This window comes from Candidatus Hamiltonella defensa 5AT (Acyrthosiphon pisum), from assembly GCF_000021705.1.
Lineage (GTDB): Bacteria > Pseudomonadota > Gammaproteobacteria > Enterobacterales > Enterobacteriaceae > Hamiltonella > Hamiltonella defendens.
In genome coordinates this window covers 1,737,210-1,762,453 of record NC_012751.1, presented here as the reverse complement: position 1 = coordinate 1,762,453, position 25,244 = coordinate 1,737,210, and the positions used below count along the sequence as shown (strand labels likewise).

The 25,244-nt window shown below is 39.3% G+C and carries 24 protein-coding genes, 1 tRNA gene and 1 pseudogene; 10 read left to right on the top strand and 16 right to left on the bottom strand.

Features of this window, described 5'->3' with window-relative positions; genetic code table 11:
• Positions 1-90: 90 nt before the first annotated feature.
• The gene (gene guaA / locus HDEF_RS08660; protein WP_015874276.1) at positions 91-1,668 is read right to left on the bottom strand and encodes a glutamine-hydrolyzing GMP synthase; all 1,578 of its coding nucleotides are present in this window, start codon (positions 1,666-1,668) and stop codon (positions 91-93) included.
• 143 nt (positions 1,669-1,811) lie between these two features.
• Positions 1,812-3,254 carry an IMP dehydrogenase gene (gene guaB / locus HDEF_RS08655; protein WP_015874275.1) on the bottom strand — a complete coding sequence of 481 codons (1,443 nt, stop codon included), beginning with the start codon at positions 3,252-3,254 and terminating at the stop codon, positions 1,812-1,814.
• Positions 3,255-3,508: 254 nt separating this feature from the next.
• Here guaB and HDEF_RS08650 point away from each other — a divergent pair, with 254 nt between their 5' ends.
• The 4 genes from HDEF_RS08650 (at position 3,509) to sbcB (ending at position 7,370) form a co-directional block, all read left to right on the top strand.
• Entirely contained in the window at positions 3,509-4,063 is a 555-nt protein-coding gene (locus HDEF_RS08650) for a YggT family protein (protein ID WP_015874274.1), read from the top strand.
• Positions 4,064-4,088: 25 nt separating this feature from the next.
• Positions 4,089-4,691: an RdgB/HAM1 family non-canonical purine NTP pyrophosphatase gene (gene rdgB / locus HDEF_RS08645; protein ID WP_015874272.1), complete on the top strand. Its 603-nt coding sequence runs from the start codon at positions 4,089-4,091 to the stop codon at positions 4,689-4,691.
• The gene (gene hemW / locus HDEF_RS08640) at positions 4,684-5,814 is read left to right on the top strand and encodes a radical SAM family heme chaperone HemW (RefSeq protein WP_015874271.1); all 1,131 of its coding nucleotides are present in this window, start codon (positions 4,684-4,686) and stop codon (positions 5,812-5,814) included. Before rdgB ends, hemW begins: the two co-directional genes overlap by 8 nt.
• An 83-nt stretch (positions 5,815-5,897) precedes the next feature.
• Positions 5,898-7,370: an exodeoxyribonuclease I gene (gene sbcB / locus HDEF_RS11215; RefSeq protein WP_015874270.1), complete on the top strand. Its 1,473-nt coding sequence runs from the start codon at positions 5,898-5,900 to the stop codon at positions 7,368-7,370.
• On the opposite strand, the gene HDEF_RS08630 is transcribed toward sbcB, so the two are convergent.
• From HDEF_RS08630 to radC, 7 genes are all read right to left on the bottom strand, one after another.
• Positions 7,330-7,404, bottom strand: a tRNA-Arg gene (locus tag HDEF_RS08630). The two genes, sbcB and HDEF_RS08630, sit on opposite strands and share 41 nt — an antisense overlap.
• 91 nt (positions 7,405-7,495) lie before the next feature.
• On the bottom strand, positions 7,496-7,825 hold the full coding sequence (locus HDEF_RS08625) for a TusE/DsrC/DsvC family sulfur relay protein (RefSeq protein WP_044612573.1): 330 nt from the start codon (positions 7,823-7,825) through the stop codon (positions 7,496-7,498).
• Positions 7,826-7,842: 17 nt separating this feature from the next.
• A complete protein-coding gene (gene thyA, locus HDEF_RS08620) occupies positions 7,843-8,637 on the bottom strand; it encodes a thymidylate synthase (RefSeq protein WP_015874268.1) in 795 nt (264 codons plus the stop codon).
• Between the two features lie 29 nt (positions 8,638-8,666).
• Positions 8,667-9,518, bottom strand: coding sequence for a prolipoprotein diacylglyceryl transferase (gene lgt, locus HDEF_RS08615; protein ID WP_015874267.1), 852 nt, complete (start codon positions 9,516-9,518; stop codon positions 8,667-8,669).
• A gap of 252 nt (positions 9,519-9,770) precedes the next feature.
• Positions 9,771-9,938, bottom strand: a complete 168-nt coding sequence (gene rpmG, locus HDEF_RS08610) for a 50S ribosomal protein L33 (protein ID WP_015874266.1) — start codon at positions 9,936-9,938, stop codon at positions 9,771-9,773.
• An 11-nt stretch (positions 9,939-9,949) separates the two neighbouring features.
• Entirely contained in the window at positions 9,950-10,186 is a 237-nt protein-coding gene (gene rpmB / locus HDEF_RS08605) for a 50S ribosomal protein L28 (protein WP_015874265.1), read from the bottom strand.
• Between the two features lie 146 nt (positions 10,187-10,332).
• Positions 10,333-11,001, bottom strand: a complete 669-nt coding sequence (gene radC / locus HDEF_RS08600; RefSeq protein WP_015874264.1) for a RadC family protein — start codon at positions 10,999-11,001, stop codon at positions 10,333-10,335.
• A gap of 435 nt (positions 11,002-11,436) precedes the next feature.
• Between radC and HDEF_RS08595 the strand changes: the two genes are divergently transcribed.
• The 4 genes from HDEF_RS08595 to rhtA all read left to right on the top strand — a co-directional run bounded on the left by HDEF_RS08595 (position 11,437) and on the right by rhtA (position 15,856).
• On the top strand, positions 11,437-11,679 hold the full coding sequence (locus HDEF_RS08595) for a hypothetical protein (RefSeq protein WP_015874263.1): 243 nt from the start codon (positions 11,437-11,439) through the stop codon (positions 11,677-11,679).
• Positions 11,680-12,629: 950 nt separating this feature from the next.
• Positions 12,630-13,337 carry a DnaA inactivator Hda gene (gene hda, locus HDEF_RS08585; RefSeq protein ID WP_044612572.1) on the top strand — a complete coding sequence of 236 codons (708 nt, stop codon included), beginning with the start codon at positions 12,630-12,632 and terminating at the stop codon, positions 13,335-13,337.
• 216 nt (positions 13,338-13,553) lie between these two features.
• Positions 13,554-14,927 carry a glutathione-disulfide reductase gene (gorA, locus tag HDEF_RS08580; RefSeq protein WP_015874260.1) on the top strand — a complete coding sequence of 458 codons (1,374 nt, stop codon included), beginning with the start codon at positions 13,554-13,556 and terminating at the stop codon, positions 14,925-14,927.
• Positions 14,928-14,965: 38 nt separating this feature from the next.
• Complete coding sequence (gene rhtA / locus HDEF_RS08575; protein WP_044612571.1) at positions 14,966-15,856, top strand: threonine/homoserine exporter RhtA; 891 nt, start codon at positions 14,966-14,968, stop codon at positions 15,854-15,856.
• Positions 15,857-16,169: 313 nt separating this feature from the next.
• Here the strand turns inward: rhtA and HDEF_RS08570 are convergent, their stop codons facing one another.
• From HDEF_RS08570 to arcA, 7 genes and pseudogenes are all read right to left on the bottom strand, one after another.
• Positions 16,170-17,699: a hypothetical protein gene (locus tag HDEF_RS08570; RefSeq protein WP_044612570.1), complete on the bottom strand. Its 1,530-nt coding sequence runs from the start codon at positions 17,697-17,699 to the stop codon at positions 16,170-16,172.
• A gap of 235 nt (positions 17,700-17,934) precedes the next feature.
• Positions 17,935-18,525: a hypothetical protein gene (locus HDEF_RS08565; RefSeq protein WP_044612379.1), complete on the bottom strand. Its 591-nt coding sequence runs from the start codon at positions 18,523-18,525 to the stop codon at positions 17,935-17,937.
• Positions 18,526-18,704: 179 nt separating this feature from the next.
• Positions 18,705-18,800 (bottom strand): annotated as a pseudogene (locus HDEF_RS13365) (DNA mismatch repair endonuclease MutH); the annotation flags it as partial.
• A 102-nt stretch (positions 18,801-18,902) separates the two neighbouring features.
• The gene (gene mutH, locus HDEF_RS08560) at positions 18,903-19,586 is read right to left on the bottom strand and encodes a DNA mismatch repair endonuclease MutH (protein WP_015874256.1); all 684 of its coding nucleotides are present in this window, start codon (positions 19,584-19,586) and stop codon (positions 18,903-18,905) included.
• A gap of 23 nt (positions 19,587-19,609) precedes the next feature.
• Complete coding sequence (locus HDEF_RS08555) at positions 19,610-20,131, bottom strand: IS630 family transposase (RefSeq protein WP_302476659.1); 522 nt, start codon at positions 20,129-20,131, stop codon at positions 19,610-19,612.
• On the bottom strand, positions 20,055-20,432 hold the full coding sequence (locus tag HDEF_RS08550) for an IS630 transposase-related protein (RefSeq protein WP_012737971.1): 378 nt from the start codon (positions 20,430-20,432) through the stop codon (positions 20,055-20,057). The genes HDEF_RS08555 and HDEF_RS08550 overlap by 77 nt, the downstream gene beginning before the upstream one ends.
• A 98-nt stretch (positions 20,433-20,530) precedes the next feature.
• Positions 20,531-21,283 (bottom strand): two-component system response regulator ArcA, encoded by a 753-nt coding sequence (gene arcA / locus HDEF_RS08545; RefSeq protein ID WP_015874255.1) that lies wholly within the window; start codon positions 21,281-21,283, stop codon positions 20,531-20,533.
• Between the two features lie 561 nt (positions 21,284-21,844).
• On the opposite strand from arcA, the gene thrA reads away from it, so the two are divergent.
• Positions 21,845-24,307, top strand: a complete 2,463-nt coding sequence (gene thrA, locus HDEF_RS08540; RefSeq protein WP_015874254.1) for a bifunctional aspartate kinase/homoserine dehydrogenase I — start codon at positions 21,845-21,847, stop codon at positions 24,305-24,307.
• Positions 24,308-24,310: 3 nt separating this feature from the next.
• Complete coding sequence (gene thrB, locus HDEF_RS12755; RefSeq protein ID WP_015874253.1) at positions 24,311-25,240, top strand: homoserine kinase; 930 nt, start codon at positions 24,311-24,313, stop codon at positions 25,238-25,240.
• Positions 25,241-25,244: the final 4 nt, after the last annotated feature.

The following is a 25,244-nucleotide window of genomic DNA, read 5'->3' as shown; positions in this document are numbered from 1 at the left end:
GGTTCTGTACGATCCGTCTGGATAGTTGAGGCTCCCAAACTGATCATTGCGAAACCATCAGCGAGTTTGGGCGGGTATGCGTGAGAATTTTTACTCCCATTCGATGGTGGCAGGGGGTTTTCCACTGATGTCATATACCACCCGAGAAATGCCTTTAACCTCATTAATAATTCGGTTTGAGACACGCCCCAACAAATCATAAGGAAGTTCAGCCCAATGTGCTGTCATAAAATCTACGGTTTCTATCGCTCGTAACGCAATCACCCATTCATATTTACGACCATCCCCCATGACGCCAACAGAGCGTATCGGTAAAAAAACCGCAAAAGCCTGGCTGACTTTTTGATATAGCTCCGCTTTTTGAAGCTCTTGAATAAAAATCGCATCCGCCTGACGTAATAAATCACAGTATTCCTGTTTCACTTCGCCTAAAACACGAACACCCAAACCAGGCCCCGGGAAAGGATGTCGGTGTAACATTGCATTAGGAAGACCCAGTTCTAAGCCCAATTGACGTACTTCGTCTTTAAATAGTTCTTTCAGTGGTTCGATCAAACCGAGTTTCATTTCTTTGGGTAAACCCGCTACGTTATGATGAGATTTGATCAAGTGTGATTTCGCAGTACCAGAAGCCGCAGATTCAACCAAATCGGTATAAATCGTGCCCTGAGCCAACCATTTCACCCCCTTTTGTTTTGCGGCTTGTTCATCAAAAATGTCTACAAAAACACGGCCAATGACTTTACGTTTTTTTTCAGGATCCTGGATACCCTTTAATGCATTCATAAAACGATTGGCCGCCGACACATGAATGATATTGAGGCCAAATTGATCTTGAAAGATATTTAATACCTGCTGTGATTCATTTAAACGTAATAAACCATTATCCACAAAAACACAGGTTAAACTTTTTCCAATCGCACGATGCAAAAGTATTGCCGTGACAGCAGAATCCACCCCGCCAGATAAACCAAGAATCACTTGATCGTCACCGATTTGATCTTTTAACTCTGAAAGCGTTTGATCGATAATATTCCGAGGCGTCCATAGGGGTTCGCATTGGCAAATTTGTAGCACAAAACGTTTTAATAGAGATTGCCCTTGAAGGGTATGGGTCACTTCTGGGTGAAACTGAACACCATAAAAATGTTTTTCGGGATGCGCCATGATCGCAATAGGGCAAGTTTCTGTGCTGGCTATACAGGTGAAATGTTCTGGAAGCTTTGTGACTTTATCCGCATGGCTCATCCAGACTTTTAAACAGGGTTCGTTGTTGGCGTTCACAAAATCTTCAAGACCATCTATTAAGGCATTCTTGTTTTTCAGAGCCAGCGGGGCATAACCAAATTCGCCTTGATGTGTATTCGAAACGGTTCCGCCTAATTGAATCGCCATAGTTTGCATACCATAACAGATCCCTAAAACAGGCACCCCTAAAGTAAAGATGATGTCTGGTGCTCTAGGAGTGTCATTTTCAGTGGCGCTTTCTGGTCCTCCAGAGAGGATAATGCCTTGAGGATGAAATGCTTGAATTCTCTCAGCTGCTACATCCCAAGGCCATAATTCAGAATAAACACCCATTTCACGGATGCGCCGGGCCAGTAGTTGAGTGTATTGCGAGCCAAAATCTAAAATTAAAATACGATGACGATCAATATTTTTTATCATGGGGGATTTGTTCCAAAAAAATAAGTGAGAGTTGGCATGAATAAAACCTGTTAAAAGTCGTCGCAAATACAGGCAATTTAAGCATTCAGAGGTGTAAGAAAATGTCTAAAACAGATACAGTCAGTTAGTTTTAGACAGGCCTGTTATTCTTTGGTAATGGTCACATCATGAACATGACTTTCTCGCATGCCTGCACTGGTAATACGTACAAATTCAGGTTTAGTGCGAAGTTCATCAATGCTGGCACAACCGGTTAATCCCATGCAGGAGCGTAACCCCCCCATTTCACGATACACAACGTCTTTCAACAAACCTTTATAGGGAACCCGTCCTTCGACACCTTCAGGTACTAATTTATCAGCGGCATTATCTAATTGAAAATAGCGATCAGATGAGCCTTTAGACATGGCTCCGAGTGATCCCATCCCACGGTAAGATTTAAAGGAACGGCCTTGATAGAGTTCAATCTCCCCTGGTGATTCTTCAGTACCCGCAAACATCGAGCCCACCATGACACAAGAAGCCCCCGCGGCAATCGCTTTAGCGATATCGCCGGAAAATCGAATTCCCCCATCTGCAATGACAGGAATGCCAGTGCCTTCGAGGGCTGTCACCGCATCTGAAATAGCGGTAATCTGCGGCACTCCCACTCCTGTTACAATACGAGTGGTGCAAATGGATCCTGGACCAATCCCGACTTTAACTGCATTGACACCTGCGTCAACTAAAGCAAGCGCGCCCTCTGCTGTCGCCACATTCCCCCCAACAATCTGAAGTTCAGGATATTTTTTGCGTGTGTCACGAATGCGCTGTAACACGCCTTCAGAATGACCATGAGAAGAATCGATCAGTAACACATCAATACCTGCCTTCACTAAAGCATCAATCCGTTTTTTGTTATCAGGCGCCGCTCCAACAGCGGCACCAACACGAAGACGACCCAGTGAATCTTTGCAAGCATTGGGTTTACTTTGGGCTTTTTTAAAGTCTTTAACCGTGATCATGCCACGGAGATGAAAGGTATCGTCCACGACCAAGACTTTTTCTACCCGTTTTTCATGCATTTTTTGAAGAACAATTTCACGAGCTTCGCCTTCCTTGACGGTCACCAGGCGTTCTTTAGGCGTCATCACTGCAGTGACGGGCTGATCGAGATCAATCACAAAACGCACATCACGGCCGGTCACAATACCGAGTAATTCATAATGGTCATTGACCACTGGATAACCCGCAAAACCATTACGAAGAGTCAGTGCTTTCACTTCACGCAAAGTGGTCGTTGGTCTAATGGTATGAGGCTCATTCACTACGCCGCTTTCATACTTTTTGACCTTCTGTACTTCGTTGGCCTGTTTTTCGATCGACATGTTTTTATGAATGAATGCCATTCCTCCTTCCTGGGCTAATGCAATGGCCAAGGCGTGTTCAGTCACTGTATCCATCGCAGATGATAATAAAGGGATACTGAGATCAATAGTGGAAGTCAACCTTGTGCTTAAATCTGCAGTATGAGGCAAAACAGTGGAGTGTGCCGGCACAAGAAGGACATCATCATATGTTAGGGCTTCTTTTTTAAGACGTTGCATGAGAGGTGTACCGAGATAAAAAAATGACCAAAAATTGTGCGGGGAATTATACAGAGCCTGGGTATTTCTCTCCAGTACTTTATGATGGGCTATTTGCTCAAAAGACCGTGCCATGCGGTTTGCTGTTGCTCAATATATTACCCAAGAGTATGATTTTTTAATCAACCTCTTTAAATAGAGGATGTGGATAATACACTGATTCTTGTAAAGTGGTCATAAAAAGTGTTTGAAAATAATTAAGGATAAAGTAACTCATGCTAACACTGATTTTTTTTGCTAAAACCCTCATTGATGTTTATGTCATGATACTGTTATTACGTATTTGGATGCGCTGGGTAAAATGTGATTTTTATAATCCATTTTCACAATTTATCGTTAAAATGACACACCCAATTGTCAACCCGATACAAAGTATTCTCCCTTCTGCAAAAAAAATTGACACTGCCGCGTTATTGATCGCTTTTTTTTTAATGGCACTCAAATATCCCCTTTTGCTCTTTATTCAAGGGGGTGGCATCGTGTTAAATCAGTATAATTTGCTGTTTGGTTTTGTTTCTTTGCTCAAAGCCATCGGACATCTTGTTTTTTGGATCATCATTATCAGAGCCATCACAAGTTGGATAAGTCAGGGCAGCAGCCCTATGGATGATTTGCTTTATGAATTGACTGAGCCTTTGATGTCACCGATTCGGCGTTTCCTTCCTGCCATGGGGAGCATTGATTTTTCAGGGATGCTGCTGATTTTGATTTTGTATTTGATGAATTATTTGGGAATGGATCTGCTAGGCGAGCTTTGGCTGATATTATAAATACTTTTATTCAGGATATAATTTGATGCAAAAAATCGTTTTGGCCACCACGAATCAAGGAAAGGTGCTTGAGTTTAAAGATTTGTTCAAGGGATCTGGATTAAAGATTATTCCTCAAATGGAATATGATCTTGCCTCTATAGAAGAAACAGGACTGACTTTTATCGAAAATGCGCTTTTAAAAGCGCGTTATGCCGCACAGATGACAGGATTGCCTGCCATTGCAGACGATTCAGGATTAACGGTCGATGCCTTAAATGGCGCGCCCGGCATTTATTCTGCACGTTATGCCGGATTAAACGCCAGCGATAGCGAGAATATCAAAAAATTACTGCACGAAATGAAAGAGGTCCCCAATGCGGAACGTGGCGCACAGTTTCATTGTGTGTTTGTCTATTTAAAACACCCGGCTGACGCCAGCCCAGGGATATTTCATGGCAAATGGTCAGGCATGATCGCTTCTTCTTGTCAAGAGTCCAAAAAAGCCGAAGGATTTGGTTATGATCCTGTTTTTTATCTTCCCGAATTAAAAAGAACAGCGGCTGAATTGAGTATTGAAGAAAAATCGGCGATGTCTCATCGCGGCGAGGCATTACGACAATTCCTGGATGTGATGAGAAATGTCTAAACTCCCTCCTTTAAGCCTCTATATTCATATCCCCTGGTGTATCAAAAAATGTCCTTATTGCGATTTTAATTCGCATGCCTTGAAAGGCGAGCTGCCTCATGAAGAATATGTGGCGCATTTATTGGCCGATCTAGAAGCAGATATTCCTCTGACAAGCGGCAGGGCTATTGAGACTATTTTTATTGGAGGGGGAACACCCAGTCTGCTCAGCGCGCAGGCAATGCAACAACTGCTTCATGGTGTTAAGGCGCGTATCGATATTAGAAAAGACGCGGAAATCACAATGGAAGCCAATCCTGGCGCCATTGAAGCGAAACGTTTCGTTGACTATCAGCAAGCGGGTATCAACCGTATTTCCATCGGCATACAGAGTTTTGACAATCAAAAACTCTTGGCGCTGGGCAGAATACACGATGCTGAGCAAGGTAAAAAAGCCGCTCATTTGGCACAAACGCTTTCTTTGAGCAGCTTTAATTTAGATCTGATGCACAGCCTGCCCGATCAAACCTTAGAAGACGCACTGAAAGACTTAGAGCAAGCGATGATATTATCTCCGCCTCATCTTTCCTGGTATCAACTCACGATTGAGCCGCACACGGCGTTCAGCTCGCGTCCGCCGCCTTTACCAGATGAAGACAGCAGTTGGGACATTGTTCAAAAAGGTCATCAATGTCTTCAAAAAGCGGGATATGAACAATATGAAATATCGGCGTATGCAAAAAAAGAACATCAATGCCAGCATAATTTAAATTATTGGCGATTTGGCGATTATCTGGGGATTGGGTGTGGTGCGCATGGTAAATTGACTTTTGATGATGGGCGGATGATACGAACGGTGAAGACAAAGCATCCTCGTGGTTTTATGCAGGGTCAATATCAATATCAACAATATGATGTCGACTTGGCAGAGCGTCCTTTTGAATTTTTTATGAATCGTTTTCGTCTGTTAGAACCTACCCCCAGAGCGGATTTTTTAAATTTAACAGGGGTGAAAGAAAGCCATATTCGTTCAGCCTTGGATCAAGCATTAAATTTGGGCTATTTAAAAGAGGATACTCAATATTGGCAGGTGACTGAGAAAGGGAAGTGGTTTCTTAATTCTTTGATTGAACTTTTTTTATAATTTCTTTTTAGTGTCTGCGCTCTTTTAGGGGAATGATTAACCCAGAATGATATTGTTTACATCAATTTTGTAAGGCGTTAAAGATGTCTCAAAACCTGACTTTCTATATTTATGATTATGAAACTTTCGGTCAACACCCCGGATTAGATCGCCCCGCCCAATTTGCCGGTATTCGTACCGATCTAGAGTTTCATCCGGTTGAAGATCCTTTGGTACTGTATTGCTCACCGGCTCAAGATTATCTCCCTGATCCTGAAGCCGTCATGATAACAGGGATCACACCGCAAAAAGCTTTATCAGAAGGCGTTAATGAAGCACGGTTTGCACATCAGATTCATCGTGTTTTGAGTCAACCCAATACTTGTATTCTTGGTTATAACAACATTCGTTTTGATGACGAATTCAGCAGACATATTTTTTATCGTAATTTTTATGATCCCTATGCGTACAGTTGGAAAAACGGTAATTCGCGTTGGGATTTGCTTGATCTGACGCGCGCTTGTTACGCTTTGCGTCCAGAGGGCATCATTTGGCCTAAAAATGAACAAGGCTTGCCTTCCTTTAAATTGGAGCATTTAACGAAGGCAAACTCGATAAAACATACTCAAGCTCATGATGCACTTTCTGATGTTTATGCGACCATGGCATTAGCAAAATTATTAAAATCAGCTCAACCTCGTTTATTTCATTATTTTTATGCACATCGCAGCAAACATAAAATCAACACATTGATTCATATTGGGGATATGGCCCCTTTGGTCCATGTTTCAGGCATGTTTAGCCCAGAAAAAGGCCATACGAGTTGGATATTGCCTATTGCCTGGCATCCAGACAATCAAAATGCGGTGATTGTCTGTGATTTAGCGGGGGATATCACGCCTTTATTATCATTAAAGGCGGATATGCTTCGGGAACGATTGTATACACCCAGAGATCAATTAGGCAGTGAATGTGCTCAAGTCCCTTTAAAATTGGTCCATATCAATAAATGCCCCATATTGGCGCCGGCCAAAACCCTGTCAAGGGAAAATGCACAGAGGTTAGGTATTGATCAACAACATTGTTTAAAAAATCTAGAACTACTGCGGCGTTATCCAGACATCAGAGAAAAGATGGTGGCCATTTTTGACGGTCAAAAACCTTTTCCAAAAGTGAATAATGTAGACGCACAATTATACGACGGTTTTTTTAATGATTTCGATCGGGCCGAGATAAGCACCATTCAAAAAACGTTACCAGAGAATTTGCCGACCTTGAAAATAGTATTTCAGGATCCTCGTTTGGAAACCCTGTTTTTTCGATTTCGTGCCAGAAATTATCCTGAAACTTTGAGTGAAAAAGATCAACAGCGCTGGAAAGCGCATTTCAACACGGTGCTCAGCCCTGGAATCATCAAAGAGTATCTTCTCAAATTAAAAGAGATGCTTTTAGAATATGAAGATAATCCAGAAAAACAAACCTTGATTCATTTACTGATTCAGTACGCAAATCAGCAAGAAAGATACGGTGAACATGTGGTGTCCCAGACTGGAATCGAACCAGTAACTAGCCCTTAGGAGGGGCTTGTTATATCCGTTTAACTACAGGGACTGATTAGAAGTGATATTTTTTAAATCTACCTCAGATGCGGCCGGTAATTTTATCAGTTTTAGTAATAATATCAATGATATCTACATATTCATCAAATACATTTTACAGGCTTAGGTAACCCCCCGATTTTACTGGCTTGTGTCGCAGGGCCTTTTGGAAATAATTGATAAAGATAACGGCTATTTCCTTTGTCTGGACCATATTTTTCATGCAGCGCTTTGACTAAAAGACGAATCGCAGGTGATGTATTAAATTTTTTATAAAAATGGCGAATAAAATACAACATTTCCCAATGTTCTGGTGTTAATACAATGCCTTCTTGCTCTGCTAAAAATAGAGCTAAAGCTTCAGACCAATGGTCAGTATTTTTGAGATAACCTTGTGCATCTGTCTCAATACGACGATGTTCAAAAATCAATATATTGTTATGTTCCATTTTTAAATGGCCACAGGCGCTTTAATGGCAGGATAAGGGTTGTATTTTTCTAATGAAAAATCTTCAAAATGATAATCGAAGAGAGAATCTGGTTTTCTGTTGATCAATAAATGAGGTAATGATCTTGGTTCTCTCGTCAGTTGAAGATGCGCCTGATCAAGGTGGTTAGAATATAAATGGATGTCGCCGCCTGTCCAAACAAAATCACCTAAAAAAAAATCACATTGCTGGGCAATCATATGCATTAATAACGAATAGCTTGCAATATTGAAAGGCAAACCCAAAAAAACATCACATGAACGCTGATACAATTGACAGGACAAAGTCTTTTTTACCACATAAAACTGAAAAAAAGCATGGCAGGGCGCCAAGGCCATTTTATCTAATTCGCCTACATTCCATGCAGACACAATCATACGTCGCGAATCAGGGTTATTTTTTAATAGTTCCAGAGTTTGAGATAACTGATCCACTTGGTGGCCATCGGGCGTGCCCCAAGCTCTCCATTGCTTGCCATATATGGGTCCCAGAGAGCCTGTTTTATCAGCCCATTCCTCCCAAATGGAAACTTGATTTTCACGTAAATACGCGATGTTGGTGTCACCTTTGAGAAACCATAATAATTCATGAATAATAGATCGCAGATGACACTTTTTAGTGGTGACCAGAGGAAACCCTTCTTTTAAATTAAACCTCATTTGATGCCCAAATATCGATACGGTCCCTGTCCCCGTGCGATCTTCCTTTTCAGTACCTTCGTTTAAAACCTTTTTCATCAAATGGAGATATTGTTTCATACTGCCTCATAAAAACTATTTCAAATATACTAACGGCGATATGCCCAAATGAGCATTATAAAGCCAAATAAAATCATAGGAATCGAAAGAATTTGCCCCATGCTGATAACACCGTCGAATAAACCAATTTGTTGATCTGGTTGCCTAAAAAATTCAACGATCACCCGAAAAATACCATAGCCTATCAGGAATAATGCAGAAACACTCCCAATGGGACGGGATCGGCGAATAAAAAGGTTGAGAATCATAAATAGCACGATGCCTTCAAGGATCATTTCATAAATTTGCGAAGGATGACGAGGCAAAACACCATACTGATTCAATAAATTCTGTAATTCAGGATCACCGGCAGCAAAAGAGATATCCTCACTACGTGAACCAGGGAATAATACGGCCCAAGGTGTATTGATTGCGACGCGCCCCCATAACTCTCCATTAATAAAATTACCTAAACGACCTGCCGCTAGACCAAATGGGATCAAAGGTGCAACAAAATCAGAAACTTGAAAAAAATGCCGTTGAGTGCGACGGGCGAAGAAAAGCATCACACAGATGACGCCTATTAATCCGCCATGAAATGACATCCCACCTTCCCAGACTTTAAATAAATAAAGAGGGTTATCCCAAAAAGCGGAAAAATTGTAAAACAAGACATAACCTAAGCGGCCACCAATAAAAACACCCATAAAACATGCATATAATAAATTTTCAACTTCGATTCTATTCCAATGACTATTAGGTTTATTAGCACGTCTTATCGCCAACCAAAGTGCAAAAATAAAACCGAGTAAATACATCAACCCATACCAATGCAGAGCAATCGGGCCTATAGAAAAAATAATGGGATCGAACTTAGGAAAGGTGAAATAAGTATGATTCATGTGTGAGCCTATGTTTAACAAAATAAGAGACAAGTGACAATAAGCTCTGTCTTTTCCAGGGTTTTACAACAAGCTTAATAGAATATGAGTTTTTGATTGTTAGACACCTGCACCTGAATAAAAAAAATCCTGCTGCAGAAACAACAGGATAGTATCTTTGATATTTTATTTGCAATAATGAGCGGGGATTTTATTGTATTCAAACGGAAGCCTGACTTGACTCAGTGGGCTTTACGCTTCAATTCAAAACAGTTACTTGATTTTTGCTTCTTTATAGATCACATGCTGACGAACAACGGGATCATATTTTTTAAACTCTAATTTTGTTGTTTGAGTACGTTTATTCTTGCTGGTGGTATAAAAATGACCTGTACCAGCAGAGGAAACCAATTTTATTTTTTCACGAACACTTTTAGCCATATGTTAGCTCCTCAATACTTTTCACCACGGGCTTTGATTTCTTCTAAAACAGCCTCGATACCTTTTTTATCAATAATACGAATACCTTTGGCAGATAACCGCAGGGTGATAAAACGTTTTTCACTTTCAATCCAAAAACGGTGACGATGCAAGTTCGGTAAAAAACGGCGTTTGGTTGCATTCATAGCATGAGAACGCCTATTACCGGTCACTGGGCGTTTTTTCGTCACCTGACAAACTCGGGACATATTTATCTCCAAAAAATCAAACCAGCTTCAGTTCCTTAATAAACTGACTTGTGCTTTCGTTAAAATGATCAAAACGCGGCATTATACGCGCTGAAGATGATAGTCTCAATACCCAAAAATAATTATGCGAAATAGTAAAAATATTTTTATATCCACCCTCGTTCCGCAAAAGAAACACATTTTCCATGACCAATCACGATATGGTCTAAAACCCGAATATCCAATAATGCAGAGGCTTCTATGATTTGAGTGGTGATCAGACGATCAGCCTGACTGGGTTCAGGTTCTCCTGATGGATGATTGTGGGCTAAAATAATGGCGGCAGCATTCACCGTTAATGCCTTTCGTAATACTTCTCTTGGATGCACTTCAACAGTATCAATCGTGCCACTGAAAAGTTCCTCATAACTAATCACTCTGTTTTTGTTGTTTAAAAACAAAACTAAAAAAACTTCTCTGTCCCGATGAGAAAGAAGATTTTGCAAAAATTTTTGGGTGATTTTTGAATTGAGCATCACATTTTCATGTAATAAATTAGAATAAAAACAACGATTTGCTAACTCTAATATAGCCTGAATTTGTGTAAATTTAGATTTACCCATTCCTTTCTGTGCCGAGAGAGTTTCATAGTCAGCCGACATGAGATGGTAGAGCGAACCAAATTCTACAATCAGTTTTTCTGCCATTTCACTGACATGCAGACCTGGTGTTCCTGTCCTCAGAAAAATAGAGAGCAATTCTGAGTCTGTTAGTGCACTTGCACCAAATTTCAATAATTTTTCTCTGGGCGGCAATTGACCTGGCCATATTTTCATCCTTGTTCTTTCCTGTTTTTTAATCACATCTCAATTCTATTTCCTCTCATCATGACATACATTTTTAATAACCATGTTTTCAGATCCTGAATCTGAGAGATGGATCGCAAATTTTGAGTTTTTATTTCATTTTTTTAAGAGTAAAGATCTTTCATCGTAAATGTATGTAAATATTTTCTATTTTGATATGAAAAATAGATATAATATATCTATTAATCTTCCAGGATAAATAAATTCATGACCAGTCTGAATCATTAGATACAAAATACATGAAAAACCCGAGTGCGCTGATTGATATAAAAGAGATGACAAAAAATCAGTAACACAGAAGTTGCAGGCCACATTCAAATAACAGATTTCACTGCGCATTTTTTATCATTTATTCAAAAAATCTATTTTATAGATATTATTTTTTTGTTTTAATGGAAGTTTTTTATGACTCATATATCAAAAGCGAGTCATTATCCTATGATACACCTTAATAAGGATGAAATCCTTTTGCCTGGAAATGCATCTGGTGAATATGCATTAATCAAATTTAATCAAAATGGAAAAGTAGTCGAATCGTCTTCTCAGAAAATATTTCAGCTTCAATTTAGAGAGGCAAGCAATGATTCTGTCAAGATAGTTTCAATTCAGTCAAAAAATTCCGCTGACAAAAATCCACTGAGTGAATAGACAACTCTCGTAAAAAAGCGTAGGAAGAAAAACAGAATAAATTACGTGAATTATCTATTAAATACGATCCTGAAGAAAATGAACAAATTTTAATCGGAGAACGTACACAAGAATTGACAGGAAGTGATGTTGATCAAGGGGTAAAAAACTATCTCAAGGTATACAACCAAAATTGTTCTGAAGGTCTAGCGACGTTTTGTAATAAGGTACTGACTGGCCTAGATCCCGAATTCACGGGAGGCCTAAAAGCGAGTCATCTTACAGAAGGCAACCTACAGTCAGATTACTGTAGTCTTATACGGGATTATTTTATTAATGACTCCGACTACACGAAAACGGTGCAGGGGCCTTTCATTACACATAAAAGTTCGTCGCCGAATGCGTTTAATGTTCTTTTATATGAAAAACCGCCTAATCGACTTGATCTAGAAACTTTTTCATTCAAAGCTAAGTTAGACAAATTCGACTCTCGATTGTTTTTATTGAGAAAATGAAATACTTCTGGGCATCTTGTTACGCTTTGTAAGCGTAAAGATGGAAATTATTGGATGTATGATGCATCTTCAACAGTAAGCACAATACAAAAAATAACGGAAAAAAATGATCTAACAGACACAGGCAAAGAGCTTTTTAATAGTGATTTTGAGATTGGTGAGTGCACCAAGCAGGTTGCGGCCAAACAAATATAGGTCATTCTTGAGCACCGAACAGATTATAAAATGAGCAATTGATGAAAAATTTTTTCGAGAGAAACGATGAGATGTTGAGCCTGATTGTATCTCACACAATGTCAAATTTATCTATGTTAAAATACTTTTGTTTCTGGGTGTCAGGTAAAAATTCTGTTTTTCATTTCATCTGTTGCAAAATCGACTGATAACTGTGTTGCATATTCGGAGCGGTGAAAGCCCCGCTCTTTGTGTGGTTTTGCAACGGTCTGCTTTCGTGAGGTGTTTTTGAATAACCCTACACAGCTCCCACTTCCCCTTTTCCTTCCAGATGATGCCACCTTTTCGGGGTTTTATCCTGGCGACAATTCCGCGTTATTGGCCGCGATTGAATCCGCCCTTTGTGATTCTCATGGTCGCTATATTTATTTTTGGTCTAAACAAGGTTCAGGACGTAGCCATTTACTACATGCCGCCTGCTCGACACTCTCAAAACAAGGAAAAGCGGTGGGTTATGTGCCATTAGACAAACGCGCCTATTTCACCGTAGAAGTCCTTGAAGGAATGGAGCAGCTTGCCTTGATTTGCATCGATAATATTGAACATATTGTCGGTGATATTGAATGGGAAATGGGGATATTTCATCTTTACAATCGCATTTTGGAAAAAGATCACACCTGCCTTCTGATGACAGGTGATCGCCCGCCCCGTCAGTTACATCTTCATTTACCTGATTTGGCTTCTCGATTGGATTGGGGGCAAATTTACAAATTACAGCCTTTATCAGATGATGATAAAGTGCTTTCTTTGCAACTTCGGGCAAAATTACGAGGGTTTGAGTTGCCAGAAGAGGTGGGACGCTTTATGTTAAAACGCCTTGATAGAGAAATGCCGTCATTATTTATGGCGCTAGATAGGCTTGATAAGGCATCCATTCGTGCACAACGCAAACTCACCATCCCTTTTGTGAAGGAAATTTTGAGGCTGTAATCTGAGGTGTGTTGGGAAGGAATGAATTTAAAAATCATTCAACTGATGCTATGTAAGGTGTGTCAGCACGATGTCTCATTTCGCGGAAAACACGGACAAATCGATTCAAAAGCCATCGCTAAGCTCGTTGTTTATTCATGTAAGAAACGGTGGTTGGCCGTATGACACGGCACATCTGATATAACAGGTGCTCTATAACATTTCAGGAAAATATTGATGAACGAACATTATGATTATCTCGTGATTGGAGGAGGTAGTGGAGGTATCGCTTCTGTCAATCGAGCGGCGTTATATGGTCAAAAATGTCTGTTGGTGGAAGCCAAAGCGCTTGGGGGCACCTGTGTGAATGTCGGGTGCGTCCCTAAAAAAATCATGTGGCATGCCGCACAAATTGCCGAGATGATCCATTCATATGGGCCGGATTATGGTTTTGATACCACTTTAAATGCCTTTAGTTGGCAAACTTTAATCAAAAATAGAACTGCTTATATTGAAAGAATCCATCAATCTTATCAACGGGGTTTAGCCAAAAATAAAGTGGATGTCGTTAAAGGGAAGGCGCGTTTTATCGATGCTCATACCGTTGAAATTGCCACTGAAAAAGACCATCCAGCTAAAAAAATAGTGACCGCAGATCATATTTTAATTGCCACAGGGGGACGGCCCAAACATCCTGATATTCCCGGTGCAGCATACGGGATTGACTCCGATGGTTTTTTTGCTTTAAAAGAGCCGCCAAAACGGGTGGCTGTGGTGGGGGGCGGATATATTGCACTTGAAATTGCGGGGGTTCTCAATGCCTTAGGAGTTGAAACCCATTTGCTGGTACGTCATGAGGCCCCTTTGCGTCATTTTGATGGTTTAATTGTCAGCACATTGCTTGAAATCATACACAATTCGACCTTAAAACTGCACACTAAAACTCAAGTAGCGCAGGTGATCAAAAATCCAGATAGCAGTTTAACCTTACGATTAAAAACAGAGGATGCACTGACAGTAGATGAGATCATTTGGGCGATTGGGCGTGACCCGCAAATCGATCAACTCAATTTATCGGCGGCCGGCATTCGCATGAACGATCAAGGCTATATTGCGGTCGATAAATTTCAAAATACCACTCAGCCTGGTGTTTACGCGGTCGGCGATAACACAGGGGCAGCCGCATTAACGCCTGTTGCCGTTGCGGCTGGTCGGCGGCTATCTGAACGGCTTTTTAACCATAAACCTGATGAACACCTGGATTATACTCAGGTGCCCACGGTCGTTTTCAGTCATCCTCCCATCGCGATGCTGGGCCTAACAGAAGAACAAGCAAAAGAAAAATATAATGCGCAAGCAATTAAGGTCTACACTTCATCTTTTACGCCGATGTACAGTGCCATGGGAAGCCACCGGCAACCTTGTCGCATGAAACTGGTTTGTTTGGGATCAGAAGAAAAGATTGTGGGCATTCATGGCATCGGCTTTGCTGTAGATGAAATATTGCAAGGATTTGCAGTGGCGATGAAAATGGGGGCCACTAAAAAAGATTTCGATCAAACGATTGCGATACATCCCACAGTTGCTGAAGAATTCGTCACGATGAGATAAATCTGTTGCAAAAAGAAGTGGAGGCAATTTTAAATCACATCAAAAGGATCACTCAATTGCGCGTTTCCAAATTTGTGTTGCCTATTGGCGCTTTATTGATTGCCATGATTTCGCTGCAAAGCGGCGCTTCTTTGGCAAAGGGGCTTTTCCCTCTTGTTGGCGCTCCAGGGGTGACCTCTCTTCGGCTCGGCATAGGCGCTTTCATTTTATTGTTCATCTTTAAGCCTTGGCGCATACGCTTCCCCCGCGGGGATCGCATGGCGTTATTTTTATATGCTTTTGCATTGGGTGGAATGAATTTTCTCTTTTATTTTTCATTAAAAAAATTACCCCTGGGGGTTGCGGTTGCACTTGAGTTTACCGGGCCTTTGGCGGTTGTGATGTTTTCTTCTCGTCGTATTGTGGATTTTGTGTGGCTTGGCTTTGCCATTCTAGGGTTATGGCTTTTGCTGCCATTACATCAAAAAACAGGGGGGGTGGATTTATTTTCTGCGGCCTGTGCTTTGGCGGCTGGCGCTTGTTGGGCATTATATATCATTTTTGGTCAAAAAACGGGGGTGCATCATGGCCCTGGCGCGGTTTCAGTGGGTTCATTGATAGCCGCCTGTTTATTTTGTCCCATTGGTATCATTGATAATGGAATGGCTTTATGCTCATCTGAGGTGTTGCCTTTTGGGATAGCGATTGCGATTCTTTCTAGTGTCGTGCCTTTTTCATTAGAGATGGTGGCTTTAACGCGCCTGCCTGCAAGAACGTTTGGAACACTGATGAGTTTAGAGCCGGCTTTTGGGGCGCTTTCTGGTGTGGTTTTTTTAAATGAGTATTTAACAGGGGTTCAGTGGTTTGGGCTAGCGGCTATTATTTGTGCTTCTATTGGTGCCACCTTAAGCATTAAGCCTAAGGTGGAATTGCAGGAGTTGAATAGTTGATTAAACTTGTTGCCTAATAATAAACCATGTGACATTAGGAAACAGATCCTATTAAATCGACTTTAAGTGATTTTTTCACACTAGATAATAAAAAATGACCCTAAAAAAATACCTAAAAACGTTTTTTTTATTAAGCAACAGGTTTATTGTGTCAAACAACTGCTTTTGTTTAGCTCTAGTCTTGAAGTTAAGCTTTCGAAGCTGCTCTGTTTGTTAAAATTTATTTTTTTTCTGTGCTTCACTCATCAGTTTTATTTGGTCCGTTACTTCTGTGCTGCCTTAAATCAGATTGATAACGTGATAAATTTTCCAATCACTCTCTTGATTTCCTCCAGCATTTTACGATTTCGTTTACTTCTTGAATATCTTCATTTCCCATGATTGTAGTTATTTCTTGAATTAGTTTTTTGTTTCTTTCACGTAAGATTTCTATTTGAGAATCTAAATTTTTTATTATGTTATTTAAAATTTGATTTTCGTGCATGAATGTATAAGCAACAGTTTCGGTTGATTTTTGAGATTCAAGTAAAATTTTGTTTTCTGTTTTTAGATCCTCGTTTTCAGCAGTTAGTTTTTTAATTGATGACATCCCATCTACGTCTGCTGCAACATTTCCCATGTTCAATACTTGAGAACTAAGCTCTTTAAGCAATATTGCGTTTTTAATATTTAACTGAATTTTTTCTTTTAGTAGAGGGATGATGTGTTTTTCGGTGTTGTCCGAATGCTCTTTAATCTGAGCAGATAAGATATTTAGATTCGCTTTTAAATTTAATAAGTTTGTGGTTTGATCAATTGGTTTCTGATTATTGTTTAACTCCACGAGTTGATTCGTTATATTTTTAATTTCATTTAAAATATAGCTACATTCTTTTTTTATTGCGTTCATGCAAATGGATGATGCAATATCTAATTTTTCTTGTATTTCTACATCACTCAGAGTTTCATTTGAACTTAATTTTTCAGTTAGACTCTGTACGACAGAAGAAGCTGTTTTTTCTTGAGATTTTTTTAAATTATTAAATTGTTCAAACAGAAAGTTCATTCTTTGACTTAATTTTGATAATTCTTTGTTTGAATCTGCTTGAATTGTTGCCCGATTTTTTCTAAGTATCTCCTTTTTATTAAAAAATTCTTGGTAAAATTTTACGCCTTCCGCTAATTCAGCTCGCTCAACTTTCAATGCGCTTATTAGAGTGTTTAATTTTTCCTTACTCTCTAATTCATTTTCTTTAAATTTTTTTAGATTGTTGTTTTCTGCAGTTAGTTTTGTAATTATGGATTCTAGTTGTTTTTCGTTTTTTTCTAACTCATCTTGCATTTTGTTTTTAAAGAAATTGCTAATTTTTTCTTCTACTAATTCTTTTTTCTGATCAATAAGCTGAATTTTTGTCTTATCGCCAAAAATTTTTTTAAATACATTTTTAAAAAAATCTATCAAACTACTTTCTTTATTTAAAGAACGTTTATCATCAATAGCTAAGTGGCATTCAACTTCATTACCTTGTTTTCTTTCAAAATAAACAAGTCCAGTAGTAGAGGTTTCTTTATTGTTGCTAGTATCACTTTTACTCAAAGTAAATTTAATATATCCATCTCCATCTTCTTCATTGAAACCAAAGTCATCGGGATTAATTGTGAGATTTGTATCTTTTTCTATTTGATATTTTCCCCCAATGATGGAGTTTAAGCTTTCTTTTATGTTTGAGAAATCAGGAATTTCTAAATTATTTTCATTTTTAATATTTTTTAATTCTTGCACAAGATTACTCTTAAAAACATTTTTTGTAAATATTATTGGTTTATAAGAAGGTGATGAATATATTTGTGTTAAGTTTTGCATAAATATGCCTGCATTTTGTTTTAATGATGGTTTAATAGGTAAAATAATCACTGCATTTTTATTGTTAATTTATAAGTTGATTTTATTGTAAAAATATATAGTTATATTTTCCGCTGATTTTTAAGTAAAATTTTTTTTCTTCTGTTGGTTTTTTAATTATGAATTCTAATTCTTTTACTTCGTTTTTGAACTTACTCCTGCATTTCTTTTTCTAAAAAATTTTTAATATTTTGTTCTATTGGTTCTTTTTTGTATTAATAAGCTCGAATTTTGTCTTATACCCAAAAATTCTTTTAAATACATTTTTAAAAAAATCGATTAAGTGACTTTTTTTATTTAAAAATCTTTTATCGTTGATGGTTAATTTAAATTCTACAAAATTACTACTTTTATCTTTACCTGATTTTTTTTCAAAAAATACACATCCTTGAGTAGATATATTCTTTTTATTGTCATGCAATTCAAATTTAATAATTATTGTTTCGTTTTTATTGCCTTCATTGATAGGGCATTCCATAATTTTTAACTCAGCATTTCCTATTTTATATTTCTCACCAATTATAGCCTGTAAGATATCCATGAATTCTTTTTCATTCTTTATGTTAGAGTACTCACGAAAATCACTGAATATGCGGCGTGCGACTAGATCCTCTAAAGCTAGATCTGTTGATGAGATGTTGTTGATCAAGTTAACTGTAGCTTTATTTTTAAAAACATTGGATGCATATTTAAAACAATCAGACATCTTTGTTTCTTCTTTATTGAAGAGATTTTTTTTAATTGTTATTGATCTATTAAAAAATAATGAACTTACTGGGGTTGACATTTTTATAAATTTCCTTGTATTTTTATCATGGTTTAAGAAGTCAAATAGTGACGGCACTTTTTTACTAACCTAACTCTTTACAAGGGTAAACTTTTTAATACTGAAAAAGCTTTCAAATAACGCTTAAATTTTATAAATTTTGACCCTGATTTTTGATTATCTTAAAAATCTTCAATCATTCATAACAAAAAATATCGCGCTAATATCGCGGCAGTAAAGGTTTTTTTTAAATAAAATCCTCTTGGTAAAGTCATTGTAGGCTGTCCCATTTCTCCTGTATTTCTGGCCATCAGTTTATCTAGATTGAGTCATGTTCAACATCCGTGATTTACCTTAGATTTGTCAGATTTCGGTAGTCGTTTTTATTTCTAACTTTCTTATAATAAAAAATATCGCGCTAATATCGCGGCAGTAAAGGTTTTTTTTAAATAAAACCCTCTTGGTAAAGTCATTATAGGTTGGCCTGTTTCGCCTGTTGCTGCTGTTAAAATACGACTATTCTTGGCTTTTGGACGTAGTTGTAACACTTCACCATGGTGGGCACTGATATGATTAATTTGCCCCATAATAATTCGCTCCATCAGCTCTTCCCAATCTTGTTGTAGTGCTTTGTCTTCATCAAGATTCGGGCTCCAAAAAAAGGGGGTACCGACACGCCTTTGGGTGAGCGGGATCTGCCGCTCACCTTCTATGGGTACCCATAAAACTTTTGCTAACTTTTTTCGTAAATGACTATTTTCCCAAATAATCCCTGTATTTCGAGTTAAAGGGGCGTAACACACAAAAGTCGTCTCTAAAGGCTGACCTTTAACATCAACAGGAATGGTTTTGAGCTCAACCCCTATATCTGCAAAATCCTGCTCAGCTTTACTGCCTGCTCGTGCCCCCAAATAATATTCCAGCAATAAACCTACCCAGCCTTTATCCTTTTTTAAATCAGGTGGGACCGTCCATTTGGCCAGGCAGGCTAATTCCCCTAAAGAGGAACCTGATATCCTCTGGGCTCGAAGCAAAAGTTGCTCCTGATTTTCAGGGGGCTGAGGGCGGGTATGCATACTCATATAGCTAAACGACATAAGAATAGTTACATAATATGTTCTGAAAACAAGGTATTGATGTCGCATTGAAGTTCTCTTCTTTTTCTTTTAGCTTGAGCCCATGTGTGCTCAATAGGGTTGAACTCGGGCGAATAAGGAGGCAAATATTCAATAGAATGACCGGCGTTGAGAATGGCGTGTTGAATATCTTTTCGCTTGTGGAAAGAAGCGTTATCCATCATCATCACGCACGGATGAGGAAGAGCGGGTAGGAGCAGCTGAGTGACCCAGGCATAAAAAACATCGCTGTTAATGGAGCAGTTAAAGAGGCCCACCGCGATGAGAGTGACCCCTAATAAGGCACCAATGACGTTAGTGCGGCCCTTAGCCTGCCAATCGTGAGTCCCAAAACAGCGTTGACCTCGTGTAGCGTATCCGTAGAGGCGGGGCATATCGTGAGCAAAGCCGCTCTCATCGAGATAAACCAGAGATTTACCCTGCTTTTGATACCCCGCGATTTTTTCCTGGAACCCCTGTCGTGCCTCTTCGTTTGCCTTGGGATGACGCAGAGTTTTTTTTATAGGTCAGACCCCATCTTTTCAATGCTTGCCAGATGGCTTTGGGGCACACCCCGAAACGGGCCGCCCGTTCCCGTTGATAGCTATCTGGATACTCTGCCACATCTTTGATAAACGCCTCTTTATCCATCTTGCCTCGACGCGGACCCGAGGGTTTCGGTTCTATTCGCTTGAGCCAACGCCTGAGAGTATCTGTACCTACGTGAAAACGCTTCGCCGTTGCTCTGATGCTCAGTCCTTCTTTCTCTCGAATACTCAGGACTTTTTGACGAAAATCCACTGAATAACTCATAGTGACCTCATGCTAATTAGTTCTTTATATTGTAACTAAAATTAAATCGCTTAGCTATATCAAAAATATTTTCATATTAAAATGCACTGTTCATTATTTTATTTTTCGTTTAAGTCCTTATCAGAAGAGTTTTCAATCGTCTCTATATGAGCGCAAAAACGATATCCTTCACCATGAATGGTAGCGATGATTTCCATTCTATCAACAGAGAGCTCAAAATACTTGCGTATACGGCAAATCGTCACATCCACCGTGCGATCGTTTAATTTAAGTTCACGCCCTGTCATTTTTTTAAGTAGGGTTTCACGTGAATGAATTTTTCCTGGATTTTCGCAAAAATGCAGAAGCGCTCTAAATTCACTACGTGGCAATTTATACATCTCCCCTTCAGGATTTATCAGAGAACGACTGTTAATATCCAGTTTCCAACCATTAAATAGATAACTTTCAATCCGTTGAGTTTTTTCTGGTTGCATGCTGATGAGCATAGTGCGAGAAAGTACATTACGAGCTCGAATGGTTAATTCTCGAGCATTGAAAGGTTTGGTGATGTAGTCGTCCGCACCAATTTCCAAGCCTAAAATTTTATCGACTTCATTATCACGCCCCGTAAGAAAGATTAACGCCACATTTTTTTGTTCACGAATTTCTCGAGCTAGAAGAAGACCGTTTTTACCGGGTAGATTGATGTCCATAATAATCAAGTTGATATTTTCTTTTGATAAAATCACTTGCATTTCTTCACCATCACTTGCTTCATGCACAAGATAACCTTCTGCTTCAAAAATACTTTTTAATGTATGACGAGTGACGAGTTCGTCCTCTACTATCAAAATTTGCAACGCCCGCATATTTTTTACCTAAAATTTTGTATGACAAAAAATAGACACAAGAATGTAAACATTCTGTGCTTGATAATAAAATGAATTTATTACTGTTACTAAAATGATTAAATATATTTTTTATTTAAAATATATTATTATTTATGAATTAAAATTAAATTTTAAATAGATTTTTAAAAATACATGAGATTAAACTCGTTTTGTTTATTCAATAAGTTATTTAAAAAATACACGTATTATAATAACATTATATCTTCGAAAGATATAAAAATATTCATATTAAAAAATAATTTTTTATTTTTTAATCGATTTAAAATATTTAATGTTAAATGAGCAAACCTTTTTATATTAAATATTTAAAGCTGTAACTTATATTTGTAATTAATTTAATTGCGTTATTTTTTATTTTTTATTATTAATTTTTATTTCATTTTGCTTTTTACTAATCAATTTTATTTTGAGCTTTGTATTTTTATCTCACATATCCATTTATAGAAAAATATCTCATCTTGAAGAATCCATGAAATCTGGCATCATTCGTTTCTTTCAAAATGGATAAGAAGATAAAAGATGCGTGTCCTGAAATTTGGTGGAACCTCAGTAGCAAATGCGTCGCAATTTTTACGCGTGGCCGATATTATCGAATGTAACCGTGTTCATGGCCAGGTGGCGGTGGTGCTTTCTGCCCCCGCTAAAATCACTGATCATCTTTTGACCATGATTGAAATCGCCTTTTCTGGTCAGTCTGTCTCTCAATATTTACAACAAGCTGAAAGCATTTTTTTTGATCTTTTACAGGGGCTCAACGCGGCTCATCCTTCATTGCCTTACGATCCCCTTAAAAAAATGCTACAGGCAGAATGGACTCAGATTCAACAAAAATTAGATGGAATTGCTTTGCTCGGATTGTGTCCTGACAGCGTGAAAGCCTCTATTATCTGCCTCGGTGAAAAACTCTCTATTGCTATTATGGCCGCTATTTTTCAGGCCAAAGAGGCGTCTATTACTGTCATTAATCCTGTAGAAAAAATTTTGGCTTACGGGGATTATCTTGAATCTACTGTTGATATTGCAGAATCCTCTTTACGTATCTCTCAAATGGCGATTCCGAAAGATCATGTAATTTTTATGGCCGGTTTTACTGCGGGTAATGAGAAGGGAGAATGTGTTTTGTTGGGTCGTAATGGTTCAGATTATTCTGCCGCAGTGTTAGCCGCATGCTTAAAAGCAGATTTTTGCGAAATCTGGACGGATGTGGATGGGGTTTATACTTGTGATCCCCGTTTGGTTCCCGATGCAAAACTGTTGAAATCGATGTCCTATCAAGAAGCGATGGAATTGTCTTATTTTGGTGCGAATGTATTACATCCGCGTACAATTGCCCCGATTGCTCAATTTAAAATTCCTTGCTTCATTAAAAATACGAGCAATCCTCAAGCCCCTGGTACCCTAATCAGCCATCAACAAGCCAGTGATACTGAATATCCTGTTAAAGGCATTACCAACCTCAATCATGTCGCGATGATTAACGTATCTGGGCCTGGGATGAAAGGCATGACCGATATTGCCGCCAGAATATTTTCAGTGATGTCGCGTAAGGGGATCTCCGTTATTTTGATCACTCAATCTTCTTCTGAATACAGCATCAGTTTTTGTATCCCTGGGAACAAATTATTGTATGCACGCCTGGCCTTAGAAGAAGAATTCTATTTAGAATTAAAAGAAGGCATTCTCGATGCATTAGACCTCATGGAAGATCTGGCTATCATTTCTGTGATTGGAGATAGCATGCGGACCTTGCGAGGCATTTGCGCCCGTTTCTTTTCGGCTTTAGCGCGAGCGAATATTAATATTATTGCGATTGCTCAGGGCTCTTCTGAACGTTCTATTTCTGCTGTGGTCAAAAACGAGGTGGCGACCACCGGCGCCAGAGTGTGTCACCAAATGCTTTTTCATACCGATCAAGTCATGGAAGTTTTTATTATTGGTGTCGGTGGGGTTGGCAGTGCATTAATAGAACAGATTCGTCGTCAGCAATCCTGGCTCAAGCACAAACAGATTGATTTGCGTGTCTGTGGGATCATCGATTCAAAAGTCATGTTAACGCATTTGCATGGTATTGATTTGAACGATTGGCGGGAGCAATTGGCACAAGCCCACACTTCGTCTGACCTCAATCGGCTGACGCATTGGGTTAAAGAGCAGCGTTTATTGAATCCTGTCATCGTAGATTGCACTTCCAGCACACTCATAGCAAACCAATACGTGACATTGCTTTCAAACGGTTTTCATGTCGTCACACCCAATAAAAAAGCCAATACGGATTCTATGGCCTACTATCATGAATTAAGAAAGGCAGCCGCTCAATCCTGTCGCAAATTTTTATATGATACCAATGTCGGCGCGGGGCTACCTGTAATTGAAAATTTGCAAAATTTGCTCAATGCCGGCGATGAGCTGATCCAGTTTTCTGGCATTTTATCAGGCTCTCTTTCTTTTATTTTCGGGAAGCTCGATGAAGGCATGACCCTTTCAGAAGCGACACTTGACGCAAAACAGAAAGGTTATACGGAGCCCGATCCTCGAGAAGATTTATCGGGGATGGATGTGGCTCGCAAGCTTTTAATTTTGGCACGGGAAGCGGGTTACCAGCTTGAGCTAGACGACATTGAGGTTCAGTCGGTGTTGCCCGCTAACTTTGATATTTCAGGGGATGTTGACACCTTTTTGAAACGTTTGCCTTCATTAGATGCGGATTTTAAACAAAAAGCATCAGACGCCAGGTCACAAAAAAAGGTTTTACGCTATGTTGGATTGATTGAAAATCAAATCTGTAAAGTACGAATAGAAGCGGTTTCCAGCCATGATCCTCTCTATAAAATTAAAGACGGAGAAAATGCACTTGCATTTTACAGTCGTTACTATCAACCCTTGCCTTTGGTGTTACGAGGATATGGCGCTGGTAATGATGTCACGGCCGCGGGGGTTTTTGCGGATTTGTTACGGGCCTTATCCTGGAAGCAGGACGTTTAAAATATGCTGAAATTTTTTGCACCCGCATCCATTGGTAATTTGGGCGTGGGTTTTGATGTATTAGGAATGGCAATATCGCCTATTGACGGGACCTTACTCGGCGATTGTTTAAGCATCGCCCCGGCAGAACAGTTTGATCTGGAGATTAAAGGGTCTTTTTCCGATAAATTACCTAAAGAGCCCAAAAAAAATATCGTCTTTCGGTGCTGGAAAAATTTTTGCCAAAAAATAGGCAAAGATGTGCCGGTGCAAATGCGGTTAGAGAAAAATATGCCCGTGGGGTCAGGATTGGGATCCAGCGCGTGTTCTGTGGTTGCGGCCCTGGTGGCCATGAATGAATATTGTGCGCATCCGCTGGATCAAAACGCGTTGCTTTCTTTAATGGGGGAAATGGAAGGCCTGATTTCAGGCAATGTTCATTATGATAATGTGGCGCCCTGTTATTTAGGCGGGCTGCAGTTCATATTAGACACACAAAGCAGGATCAGCCAGAGCATTCCCCTTTTTTCTGATTGGCTTTGGGTCCTCGCTTATCCAGGCATTAAAATTTCGACGGCCAAAGCCAGAAATGTGTTGCCCGTCCACTATTCCAAACGCGATTGTGTGGATCATGGGCGTTATTTGGCTGGTTTTATTCATGCGTGTTACAGCCAACAGCCTGATTTAGCGGCAGAATTAATGAAAGATGTCATTGCAGAACCCTATCGTTTACCCATGCTGCCTTCTTTTTTAACCGCTCGTCAAAAAGCGAAAGAAATGGGCGCATTAGCAACCGGTATTTCTGGATCCGGCCCCACTCTGTTTAGCGTTTGTCCCAACCTGAAAACCGCCACGAGCATCTCAGACTGGCTCCAGCATCATTATTTAGAGAACGACGCAGGTTTTGTACATATCTGTCGCCTGGATAGCCTGGGTGCACGATCAGTAGGATAAAAAC

What these genes read in the sequence shown, in the direction of transcription:
- HDEF_RS08565 (WP_044612379.1), bottom strand. Translation starts at nt 18,525, where the DNA reads ATGTCAACCCCAGTAAGTTCATTATTTTTTAATAGATCAATAACAATT.
- thrA (WP_015874254.1), top strand. Translation starts at nt 21,845, where the DNA reads ATGCGTGTCCTGAAATTTGGTGGAACCTCAGTAGCAAATGCGTCGCAA.
- rpmB (WP_015874265.1), bottom strand. Translation starts at nt 10,186, where the DNA reads ATGTCCCGAGTTTGTCAGGTGACGAAAAAACGCCCAGTGACCGGTAAT.
- HDEF_RS08650 (WP_015874274.1), top strand. Translation starts at nt 3,509, where the DNA reads ATGCTAACACTGATTTTTTTTGCTAAAACCCTCATTGATGTTTATGTC.
- arcA (WP_015874255.1), bottom strand. Translation starts at nt 21,283, where the DNA reads ATGCGGGCGTTGCAAATTTTGATAGTAGAGGACGAACTCGTCACTCGT.
- HDEF_RS08550 (WP_012737971.1), bottom strand. Translation starts at nt 20,432, where the DNA reads ATGAGTTATTCAGTGGATTTTCGTCAAAAAGTCCTGAGTATTCGAGAG.
- thyA (WP_015874268.1), bottom strand. Translation starts at nt 8,637, where the DNA reads ATGAAACAATATCTCCATTTGATGAAAAAGGTTTTAAACGAAGGTACT.
- HDEF_RS08595 (WP_015874263.1), top strand. Translation starts at nt 11,437, where the DNA reads ATGACTCATATATCAAAAGCGAGTCATTATCCTATGATACACCTTAAT.
- lgt (WP_015874267.1), bottom strand. Translation starts at nt 9,518, where the DNA reads ATGAATCATACTTATTTCACCTTTCCTAAGTTCGATCCCATTATTTTT.
- radC (WP_015874264.1), bottom strand. Translation starts at nt 11,001, where the DNA reads ATGAAAATATGGCCAGGTCAATTGCCGCCCAGAGAAAAATTATTGAAA.
- HDEF_RS08570 (WP_044612570.1), bottom strand. Translation starts at nt 17,699, where the DNA reads ATGCAAAACTTAACACAAATATATTCATCACCTTCTTATAAACCAATA.
- thrB (WP_015874253.1), top strand. Translation starts at nt 24,311, where the DNA reads ATGCTGAAATTTTTTGCACCCGCATCCATTGGTAATTTGGGCGTGGGT.
- hemW (WP_015874271.1), top strand. Translation starts at nt 4,684, where the DNA reads ATGTCTAAACTCCCTCCTTTAAGCCTCTATATTCATATCCCCTGGTGT.
- mutH (WP_015874256.1), bottom strand. Translation starts at nt 19,586, where the DNA reads ATGAGTATGCATACCCGCCCTCAGCCCCCTGAAAATCAGGAGCAACTT.
- gorA (WP_015874260.1), top strand. Translation starts at nt 13,554, where the DNA reads ATGAACGAACATTATGATTATCTCGTGATTGGAGGAGGTAGTGGAGGT.
- guaA (WP_015874276.1), bottom strand. Translation starts at nt 1,668, where the DNA reads ATGATAAAAAATATTGATCGTCATCGTATTTTAATTTTAGATTTTGGC.
- sbcB (WP_015874270.1), top strand. Translation starts at nt 5,898, where the DNA reads ATGTCTCAAAACCTGACTTTCTATATTTATGATTATGAAACTTTCGGT.
- guaB (WP_015874275.1), bottom strand. Translation starts at nt 3,254, where the DNA reads ATGCAACGTCTTAAAAAAGAAGCCCTAACATATGATGATGTCCTTCTT.
- rdgB (WP_015874272.1), top strand. Translation starts at nt 4,089, where the DNA reads ATGCAAAAAATCGTTTTGGCCACCACGAATCAAGGAAAGGTGCTTGAG.
- rpmG (WP_015874266.1), bottom strand. Translation starts at nt 9,938, where the DNA reads ATGGCTAAAAGTGTTCGTGAAAAAATAAAATTGGTTTCCTCTGCTGGT.